The organism is Mesorhizobium sp. M7A.F.Ca.CA.003.01.2.1, assembly GCF_003998945.1.
Lineage (GTDB): Bacteria > Pseudomonadota > Alphaproteobacteria > Rhizobiales > Rhizobiaceae > Mesorhizobium > Mesorhizobium ciceri.
Window position 1 is genome coordinate 1 of the sequence record NZ_RZRA01000092.1, and the last position, 9,148, is coordinate 9,148.

At 63.7% G+C, this 9,148-nt stretch carries 10 protein-coding genes and 1 pseudogene; 2 read left to right on the top strand and 9 right to left on the bottom strand.

Going from position 1 to position 9,148, the window contains the following annotated elements; all coding sequences use genetic code 11:
* The 7 genes from EN969_RS06345 to EN969_RS06375 all read right to left on the bottom strand — a co-directional run.
* Positions 1-448 (bottom strand): F0F1 ATP synthase subunit B (locus EN969_RS06345; protein WP_127419028.1); only part of this gene is annotated, 448 nt, incomplete at its 3' end.
* 10 nt (positions 449-458) lie between these two features.
* On the bottom strand, positions 459-1,058 hold the full coding sequence (locus EN969_RS06350) for a F0F1 ATP synthase subunit B (RefSeq protein ID WP_013532842.1): 600 nt from the start codon (positions 1,056-1,058) through the stop codon (positions 459-461).
* Between the two features lie 63 nt (positions 1,059-1,121).
* Positions 1,122-1,346: a F0F1 ATP synthase subunit C gene (locus tag EN969_RS06355; RefSeq protein ID WP_006206606.1), complete on the bottom strand. Its 225-nt coding sequence runs from the start codon at positions 1,344-1,346 to the stop codon at positions 1,122-1,124.
* Between the two features lie 85 nt (positions 1,347-1,431).
* On the bottom strand, positions 1,432-2,190 hold the full coding sequence (locus EN969_RS06360; RefSeq protein ID WP_013532843.1) for a F0F1 ATP synthase subunit A: 759 nt from the start codon (positions 2,188-2,190) through the stop codon (positions 1,432-1,434).
* A gap of 59 nt (positions 2,191-2,249) precedes the next feature.
* On the bottom strand, positions 2,250-2,657 hold the full coding sequence (locus EN969_RS06365) for an AtpZ/AtpI family protein (protein ID WP_013532844.1): 408 nt from the start codon (positions 2,655-2,657) through the stop codon (positions 2,250-2,252).
* Between the two features lie 254 nt (positions 2,658-2,911).
* Positions 2,912-4,096: a cell wall hydrolase gene (locus tag EN969_RS06370; RefSeq protein ID WP_063167648.1), complete on the bottom strand. Its 1,185-nt coding sequence runs from the start codon at positions 4,094-4,096 to the stop codon at positions 2,912-2,914.
* 145 nt (positions 4,097-4,241) lie between these two features.
* The gene (locus EN969_RS06375; RefSeq protein ID WP_063167647.1) at positions 4,242-5,531 is read right to left on the bottom strand and encodes an MFS transporter; all 1,290 of its coding nucleotides are present in this window, start codon (positions 5,529-5,531) and stop codon (positions 4,242-4,244) included.
* A gap of 119 nt (positions 5,532-5,650) precedes the next feature.
* On the opposite strand from EN969_RS06375, the gene EN969_RS06380 reads away from it, so the two are divergent.
* Positions 5,651-6,559: a LysR substrate-binding domain-containing protein gene (locus tag EN969_RS06380; protein ID WP_013532847.1), complete on the top strand. Its 909-nt coding sequence runs from the start codon at positions 5,651-5,653 to the stop codon at positions 6,557-6,559.
* Between the two features lie 32 nt (positions 6,560-6,591).
* Here the strand turns inward: EN969_RS06380 and der are convergent, their stop codons facing one another.
* Together der and EN969_RS06390 are read right to left on the bottom strand one after the other, a co-directional pair.
* Positions 6,592-8,025, bottom strand: coding sequence for a ribosome biogenesis GTPase Der (gene der, locus EN969_RS06385; RefSeq protein WP_013532848.1), 1,434 nt, complete (start codon positions 8,023-8,025; stop codon positions 6,592-6,594).
* On the bottom strand, positions 8,022-8,687 hold the full coding sequence (locus EN969_RS06390; RefSeq protein WP_127419029.1) for a tetratricopeptide repeat protein: 666 nt from the start codon (positions 8,685-8,687) through the stop codon (positions 8,022-8,024). The genes der and EN969_RS06390 overlap by 4 nt, the downstream gene beginning before the upstream one ends.
* Before the next feature lie 212 nt (positions 8,688-8,899).
* Between EN969_RS06390 and EN969_RS06395 the strand changes: the two are divergent.
* Positions 8,900-9,148 (top strand): annotated as a pseudogene (locus EN969_RS06395) (polysaccharide deacetylase); the annotation flags it as partial.

Consider the following 9,148-nt stretch of genomic DNA (forward strand, 5'->3'; position numbering starts at 1 on the left):
GATCTGCACCGGCCTTGGCGTCGATCTTGCCGGCAAGCAGCGCGCGTGCTGCCTCGACGGCGATGTCGACGGCGCTGGCGCGCACTTCGCTGATGGCATCACGCTCGGCCTGACCGATCTTCTGTTCGGCAAGCGCGGTGCGCCTGACGACATAGTCCTCGGTCTTCTTATGCGCGTCGGCGGCAAGCATGTCGGCTTCGCGCTTGGCGGCAGCGACGATGTCGGCGGCCTCCTGCTCGGCTTCCTTGCGCTTGCGCTGGTACTGGCCGAGCAGCTGCTGGGCCTCCTCGCGCAGCCGGCGCGCTTCGTCCAGTTCATTGCTGATCCTGGCGGCACGGGCGTCGAGCGCCTTGGCGATCATGCCAGGCACCTTGATGTAGACGGCAACGCCGAGGAAGATGATCAGGGCTATCGTGGCCCAGAGCGTCGCGAGAGATGTGTAATCCATGATGCGCTCCTCACCGGGCCACGGATTTGACCGCGGCCGCGATCTCGGCCTTGCTGGCCTTGCCGCCAACCAGAGCCTCGACGATCGCCGAAGCGGTGTCCTCGGCGATGCTGCCGACTTCCTTCATGGCATTGGCCTTGATGGAAGAAATGCGGGCTTCGGCTTCGCCAAGCTTCGCGTCGAGCGCAGCCTCGACCTTCTTGCGAGCGGTGTCGGCCTCGGCCTTGGCAGCGTCGTTGGCCTGCTGGCCGATCGCGTTGGCCTTGGTCTTGGCTTCCGCCAGTTCCTGCTCGTAGGCAGCAACGGCGGCGTCGGCCTCGCCCTTCAACCTGGCCGCCTGGTCGAGGTCCTGCGTGATGCGATCGTTGCGGACATCGATGATGCCGCCGACGCGCGGCATCACCACCCGCTTCAGGAAGAGATAGAACAGCCCGAAGGTGATCGCCAGCCACAGAAGCTGCGACGGGAACGTCGCCGGATCGAATGGCGGAAACGTGCCATGCGCTTCAGCAGGCACGCTGGTGCCGGAATGCGTGTCGCCTTCCGTCGCAGCGTGGCTGGTATCGGCTGATGGCGCGGACTCTTGCGCAAAGGCAGATGTCACGAACATGGACTATCCCCGAAATTCAGGCCCGCCGCTTGCGCGGCCGGCCTGTCCAATCTTCCCGAGTGCTCAGCCGAACAGGGCCAGAAGCGCGATGAGAAGCGAGAAGATGCCCAGAGCTTCGGTCACGGCAAAGCCGAAGATCAGACGGCCGAACTGGCCATCGGCGGCCGACGGGTTGCGCAGTGCGCCCGCCAGGTAGCTGCCGAAGATGTTGCCGAGGCCAATGCCCGCGCCACCCATGCCCAGGCAAGCGATGCCGGCGCCGATGTACTTTGCTGCTTCTGCGTCCATTTGTTCAACTCCTTTGGATCTAAAATTCCGTTGCGATTCCATCCGGCGCCAATGTTGGAAATCTTTGGGCCGGAAACTTTTGGACCTAGTGCCCTGGATGCAGGGCGTCGTTGAGATACATGCAGGTCAACACGGCAAAGACGTAGGCCTGCAGGAAGGCGACCAGCAGTTCCAGTGCCGTCAGCGCCACCGCCATCGCCAGAGGCAGGATCGAGCCGGCGACGCCAACCGCGCCGAGCGCGCTCAGGCTGACGACGAAGCCGGAGAACACCTTCAGCGTGATGTGGCCGGCGAGCATGTTGGCGAACAGACGAACCGAGAGGCTGACCGGGCGCGACACGAAGGAGATTACTTCGATCAGCACCACGAGAGGCAGCAGGAAGACCGGCACGCCGTGCGGCACGAACAGTTTCAGGAAGCCAAGACCATGCTTCATGAAGCCGTAGACGACCACGGTTGCGATCACCAGCACGGCAAGGCCGAAGGTGACGATAATGTGGCTGGTGACGGTGAAGAAATAGGGGAACAGGCCAAGCAGATTGGCGACGAGCACGAACATGAACAGCGAGAACACGAGAGGGAAGAACTTCATGCCCTGCGTGCCGGCGGCGTCGCGCAACATGTTGCCGACAAACTCGTACGCCATCTCGGAGACCGACTGAAGCCGCCCGGGAACCAGGCTGCGGCTCGACGTCGTGAGAAACAGGAATCCAGCCGCGACGATCACGGTTGCGACCATGAACAGCGCCGAATTGGTGAAAGACAGGTCATAGCCGCCGATGTCGATCGGAATCAGCTTGTTGATATGGAACTGGTGGATCGGATCGACCTTGTCAGCTGCCACGTTCAAACCCCGTCAATGCCGCGTACGGCCTCGTTACCATTACCGCACATGGTGCGCGGTCATTTCTTGTCGTCTTGGCCACGGCGCGATTTATCGCCCTGTCCAAATTCTGCCACGACGCCGGCGGAACGCATCACATTGAGCACTCCGGCGCCAAAACCAAGCAGCAGAAACACGATCAGACCCCATGGCGATGTCCCCGCCAGACGGTCGATGACCCAGCCGATGCCGGCACCCACCACCACCCCGGCGATAAACTCGCTGGAGAGTTTGAGCGCCTGACCATAACCGGCCACACTGCCCGCTTTCGCGTCGTCTTTCCCCTCGAGCCGGCCCGGCCGCCTTGTCGCAAGCGAAGCTTCAAGGTCACGGCGGCGGCGCTCAAGATCGTCGTCGCGGATGTCGGGTTCATGCTGATTGCCGCGGCCGGTTTCTCCGGTTCCGTCTGGCCCATTCTTGTCGGCCATCGCAACCCCCCTGCCCGGTCAGACCGTCACCGTCCGTCCGCTTCTAAAGTCGCCGGCAACATAGTTAGAGGGTTTGCGCCCGTCAAGCCACGGGCGGAAGTTCATTGCCATGTATTTTAGGCAATAAAATCAATGAATTACGAAGGTGCGACATCGTGCCCGCCAGGATGACGAGGATGCATGGCGCGAATCCCCCGCGCAATGGCTCTTTGATCGGCTGCGCGCCACATCAAGGATCAGCGGCTGCTCCGCACTCAGCTCCAGCCGCCGCCATAGGTCCGATAGAAGATATGCAGGCCGATCTTGGTCATCTTCTGCATCGTGCGCGCCCAGCCGGGGTGGACATATTGGGCATAGTAGTGGGTCGACGATCCGACTTCCGGAATGAAGATCTTGCCGGCGGTGACGGCCATGGCGATCTCCTGGGCGGTCTTGTAGGCGGCTGGGCTATCGATGCGCTTCTTCCTGCCGTCGCAGGCGAAGGAGAACTGGCAACGGTTGAACCAGCTGTCGTTCTGGTAGACGACGCCGCAGATCGAATTCGGATAGGTCGGATTGCGGACGCGGTTGAGGATGACCTGAGCGACAGCGGCTTGGCCGCGCACGGATTCGCTCCTCGCCTCGAAATAGATTCCGTTGGCAAGGCATGCCTGCTCCTTCTTGGAGAAGACACTCGCCGGCAGCGGGTTCTGGATCCACGAATGATCGCCCTTGGCCATCGGCGGAATGAAGCGGCCCTCATTGGGCTGCTCGTCCTGAAGCAGGGCCTCGAAGGGCGATGCCTTGGCATAGTCCGGCTCGGATTGCGCATAGGCGGTGGCCAGCACATCCGGATGGTCGTTGTTGACCAGCGCCGCCAGCATGGCCGGCACGCCGGGATCCGGCTTCTTGTCCTCGCGCGCATGGAATGCCGCGGCGATCTGGATTTCCTTGCCTTTGATCTGCGGCTTGGCGAAAGCCATTTTCAGGCCGCTGTCCATGCTGGGTCGCAGCAAGGAGGAGGTGCGCTCGAAGATCGAGCCGGCGTTGAAGTTCTTCGGGGGTGCGACGGGAGACATCTGGACGATGCGCCCTTTCTTCTCGGCGCGCACGACGCGGTCCTCATCGGGCGTGGCGCTGACCTTGCCGCCCTTGCCGCGAAACGACACGTTGCCGACACCGGCCAGGTGGACGCCCGATCCGGAAATGGAGCCGGTGACATCGGAATCGACAAAGGGCATCTCGGCCGCGTGGGTCGAGCCGGCGACGGATTTCTCGACATAGGAATTCCAGCGCGTGCTCGATGCTTCGAGGCCGGAAACGAGGCTCGTCATGTCCTGATAGGCGGCGACGGTCGGAAAGCCGATCCAGATGCCGAAACCGATGACGAGCGGACCCAGAAAGCCACGTTTTCTCTCACCGGCGGCGGCAACCAGCCGCTTCAACACACGTCGATGCACGGAACTCTCTCCAGGAACGCTACAGACCCCACTGGAGAGCAAAATGATGCATTAACCTTGATGGGACGTTAACGGATTCGATCGGGTTTTCCCGGTCGGCCCGAGGTCGTGGTTGCGAAGTCGGGCGATTTTGCGGCCGGACCATTCAGGCCGGGCGCAGGAAGATCGGCCGGGCGATCAGCGCGCAGATGGCGGCCGCCAGCCAGACGCCGGACCAGGACCAGAGGTGCAAGAGCCCCGGAATGGCCACCGGCACCAGGAAGAAGCCGACGAAAACAAAGGTGTTGGCAAGGCTGAGCGCGGTTCCGACATGGCCGGCGCCGGCAAGGGTGGCAAGCTCGGTGTAGGCGACGCCGTGCCAGGCGGAGACAGAGATGCCTGCGACAATAAGCACGACCGGAAGAACCGCCGACCAGATGAGCTGGCCGCCCGGAATGGTTGGGCCGAACAGGACCAGCAGCCAAAGCATGGCGAAGGCAAGGGCGCTGAACGCGCTGCACAGGCGAAGAAATTGGCGGCGGTTGCCATAACGGTCGGTGAAGCGGCCGCTCCAGATGCGCATGACCATGGCGCTGATCTGCACCGCGGCGAGGCTGGCACTGATTGCCGCCGTTCCCAACCCAACGAAGTCGTGCAGGAATACGGAGGCGAAGGTGAGCACGGCCACCTGCGGAAAGCAGAGCAGGCCGATGGCGGTCGCGATACGCCAGACGTCGCGATTGCGCAGCGGCGCCGGTCCGGCCACAGCCGAAGCGGGATGGCCCTCGCCCGCCGTCGGCGGCTCGTGCAGCCAGCGCCAGGCGAACAGGGCAGACAGAGCGGATGCACCCGCCAGGACTCCGAACACCGCGGCAAAGCCGAAAGCCAGCGCAAGCGAGGGCAGCACGAGCGCGCCAAGGCCGCCGCCAAGCGGCACCGCCGTCTGCCTGATGCTCATGGCGAAGCCGCGCTCGTTTTCCCGGAACCAGCCCATGATGGCGCGGCCGCTCGAACCGTTGACGCTGCCGCCGAGCAATCCGGTGATGAATAGGCTCGTGGAGAGCAGCGTGACATCGGGAGTACCGGTCCTTGTCGGCACGACCAGCATCGCCATGACCAGGAGCCACGCCGCCGTCGCGCCGAGCCCGATCAACAGCACGCGGCGGTCGCCCCAGCGATCGGTGAGCAAGCCCCAGGGCAGTTCGCTGAGCGCGACCCCAAGCCCGAGAAGGCCGAGCGCCAGACCGAGTTCGGCATTGCCTAGGTGATAGCCCTGGCGAAGAACGACCGCCGTCGCCGGGATGCCGGAGAACGTAGCCGAGAAGGCGGCATTGGCGGCAACGCCGATGCCCAGGACTTTCCAGCGATGGCCCGGCGTGAACACCCTCCCGGTGGAACCGGTATCTTCCAGAAGTTCCGACGGCTGCCGGTCGGTGCAATTGACAATGGCGGACATGACTTCATTTCCCGTGCTGGCCAGCGGTCCGGCCTTGACGATCTGTCCCTACCGCCATAATTTCGTCCTGAAAATCAGGAAGTTTTGAACTTACAATCCTGAAAATCGGGACTTCCAACATGCGACGCGTGACATTCGACCTCGACGTCCTGCGCAGTTTCGTCACCGGCATGGAGCTGGGTAGCTTTGCCAAGGCCGCTGACCGGCTTGGCCGGTCGACGTCGGCGGTCAGCGCGCAATTGAAGAAACTGGAAGAACAGGCGGCGACGCCGATCTTCCGCAAATCAGGACGCGGCCTCGCTTTGACCGAGGCAGGCGAGACCATGCTCGGCTATGCGCGCAGGCTGATCGAATTGAATGACGAGGCGGCATCCGCCATCCACGGTGTCGAGCTGGAAGGCTGGGTACGGCTCGGCTTGCAGGAAGATTTCGGCGAGGCGGTGCTGCCGGACGTGCTCGGCCGATTTGCCCGGGCGCACCCCAAGGTGAAGATCGAAGCCAGGATCGCACGCAGCCACGACCTTGCCGAAAGGGTCCTGTCAGGCAGCCTCGATATCGCGCTCGCCTGGCACTGCGGCGAAACGCTGCCCTACAGCCAGCATGTCGCCGATGTGCCGATGCGCTGGATCGGGCCGGCAAAGCGTATCGAGACCAGCCTGCGCAACAGTGAGCCGCTGCCGCTGGTGGCGCTCGAAGCGCCATGCCTTCTGCGCACGGTGGCAACCGAAACGCTCGACCGCGCCGGCCTGTCGTGGCGGATGGCCTTTTCCAGCCCGAGCCTTGGCGGCATCTGGGCAGCCGTGGCGGCGGGGCTGGGGCTGACAATCCGCACCGACATCGGCCTGCCGGCCAGCGTCAGCGCGATGACGCCGGAGATCGCCGGGCTGCCGGCATTGCCCAAAATGGCGTTGGTGCTGCACCAGAAGGATGCTGAACTGGATCCGGTGGCAGCGCGGCTGGCCGACATATTGCTGCAGGCGGCGTTGCAGGCGCTGCCACGGGACGAGCGGTTGAAGGAGGTCGCTTAGACAGCCGGAACAGGTATCCAGCGCCCGACCGCTTATTTACGCTTGTTCGACCTGCCGGCGAACGGATTGTCCGACGTGCGCAGCGCGATGCGGATCGGCACGCCGGGCATATCGAAGGCTTCGCGCAGGCTGTTGGAGAGATAGCGGACATAGGATTGCGGCATCGCATCGGGCCGCGAGCACTGGACAACGAAACCCGGCGGCCGGGTCTTGGCCTGGGTGACGTATTTGACCTTCAGCCGGCGCCCTGCCACGGCAGGCGGCGGATGGTGTGCCAGGATGCCTTCCAGCCAGCGGTTGAGCTTGCCAGTCGAGACGCGGCTGTTCCATACCTTGTGGGTCCTGATGACGGCATCCATCAGCTTGTCGAGGCCGCGCCCGGTCTCGCCGGAGACAGGTACGGCCTGCAGGCCGCGCGCCTGGGGAAGAAGCCGTTCCGTCTTCTCGCGCAGTTCGGCCAGAAGCTCCTGGGGATGGTCGATCAGGTCCCATTTGTTGAAGGCGATCACCGGCGCCCGGCCTTCCCTGATGATCAGGTCGGCGATCTGCAGATCCTGCTTCTCGAAGGGAATGGTGGCGTCGAGCACGATGATGACGATCTCGGCGAAGCGGATGGCGCGCAGGCCGTCCTGCACCGACATCACTTCGAGCTTTTCGTGAATCCTGGCCTTGCGGCGCATGCCGGCCGTATCGAACAGCTTCAGGCGGCGGCCATGCCAATCCCAATCGACCGAGATCGAATCACGGGTGATTCCGGCTTCCGGTCCGGTGAGCAGCCGCTCTTCGCCGATCAGCGCGTTGATCAGCGTCGACTTGCCGGCATTGGGACGGCCGACGACGGCGATGCGCATCGGTTTGGTGTCGTCATAGGTGTGCTCGGCATCCGGATCGGCGATATCCTCGCCGATCAGCACCTCGCCGGCAGCGATCTCTTCGTCTTCGCCATCTTCGTCTTCGCCGAAGGCGCGCGCTTCGCCGAGCGCGCCGATCACGGCGTCGCGCAAATCGGGCATGCCCTGGCCATGCTCGGCCGAAACCGGGATCGGCTCGCCAAGGCCGAGCTCCCAGGCTTCCAGCATACCGCCCTGGGCGCCCTTCGCCTCGGCCTTGTTGGCGACCAGCACGACCGGCTTGCCGGACTTGCGCACGATCTCGGCGAAGGTCCTGTCGTCAGGCAAAAGGCCGGACTTGGCATCGATGGTGAAGAAGATCAGGTCGGCCTCGCGGATAGCGATCTCGGTCTGCGCACGCATGCGGCCGGGCAAGGTCGAGGCACCAGCGTCCTCGAAGCCGGCGGTGTCGATGACATCGAAATGCAGGTCGTAGAGCTTGGCGGCGTGGACGCGACGGTCGCGGGTGACGCCCGGCGTGTCGTCGACAAGCGCCAGCTTTCTTCCCACCAGCCGATTGAAGAGAGTCGATTTGCCGACGTTAGGTCTGCCGATGATGGCGACTTTGAAGGTCACGACGCACTGCCCGACCCGCGGATCAGCTCGGACATCAATGTTGCGCGCTCGCGGGTGTTGCGCGGGGCGCCGTCATCGGCGGCGATCTGGTCGAACAGTTTCAGCGCATCCTGCGTCTTGCCTTCCTTCCAGGCGGAAAGGCCGAGCGCCTCGCGCGCCGTGTGGCGCAGCGTGTTGGTGTCGGATGTCAGCGCTTCGATACGGCTGGACACGTCGGCGAACGAGCCATGGTCGACGAGCAGCAGCGCTGCCCGCAGCCGCGCCATGTCGCGAATGCTCTGGGGAATGGCCGTGTCGGCGGCGACTTCGTCGAAATCCTTGACGGCGGCGGGAACGTCGCCCTTGTTCGCCTTGACGGTCGCGCCGCGCATGCGTGCGAGCAGCGGATAGGCGCCGTAGCCATCCTTCTCCAACTGATCGAGCGCGGTCAGCGCCTCATCGTTCTTGCCGTCATTGGCAAGCTTCAGCGCCTGCGAGAACGCATCGCCCGAGCGGTTGGCGCGCGTCTCGTCCCAATAGCGATAGCCGACGAAGGCTGCGGTGCCGAGCACCACGCGGATCGCAACGACAATCAGGGCTGGGCCAAAACGGTCCCACAGCGCCTGCGCCTGTTCGCGACGGATCTCGTCGTTGACTTCACGGATAAAACTGTCGTCGGACATCAAATCAAACCATTCCTGCCCGGTCGGGCCTTTGTCAGCCCGCGTTTTAGCGAAATTTTGCCGGCATGGAAGGGGTTCGACCGGAAAATCGCTATTGTCCGGGGCAAACGGATGTTTGCCCCGGACGAGCAGCCGAAGAGGCCCATCGCACCCGCGCCACATTTAGGCGATAGCCGGCTTGCAGACGTTCCCCGAGTTAAGATCAGATTCCTATGCTTCGTCCGTTCCGCGTTGTTGCGTTTTCGCTTGCCGCGCTCGTCACTGCCGGCGTGGCTCTGGCCGACCCGCCCGCGCCACCGGTGCCGGCAAAGCCCAAGCAGGTCGTCATCATCTCGTTCGACAGCGCCCGCGACATTTCGCAGTGGAAGCGCAGTCGAGCACTGGCTGAGCGCACCGGGGCACATTTCACCTATTTTCTGTCCTGCGTCTTCCTGCTGTCGACGGAAACACGCAAGGAATAC

Excerpts from the sequence above, each read along its gene's own strand:
- EN969_RS06350 (WP_013532842.1), bottom strand. The coding sequence starts at position 1,058 with ATGTTCGTGACATCTGCCTTTGCGCAAGAGTCCGCGCCATCAGCCGAT.
- EN969_RS06355 (WP_006206606.1), bottom strand. The coding sequence starts at position 1,346 with ATGGACGCAGAAGCAGCAAAGTACATCGGCGCCGGCATCGCTTGCCTG.
- EN969_RS06365 (WP_013532844.1), bottom strand. The coding sequence starts at position 2,657 with ATGGCCGACAAGAATGGGCCAGACGGAACCGGAGAAACCGGCCGCGGC.
- EN969_RS06375 (WP_063167647.1), bottom strand. The coding sequence starts at position 5,531 with ATGTCCGCCATTGTCAATTGCACCGACCGGCAGCCGTCGGAACTTCTG.
- EN969_RS06380 (WP_013532847.1), top strand. The coding sequence starts at position 5,651 with ATGCGACGCGTGACATTCGACCTCGACGTCCTGCGCAGTTTCGTCACC.
- EN969_RS06390 (WP_127419029.1), bottom strand. The coding sequence starts at position 8,687 with ATGTCCGACGACAGTTTTATCCGTGAAGTCAACGACGAGATCCGTCGC.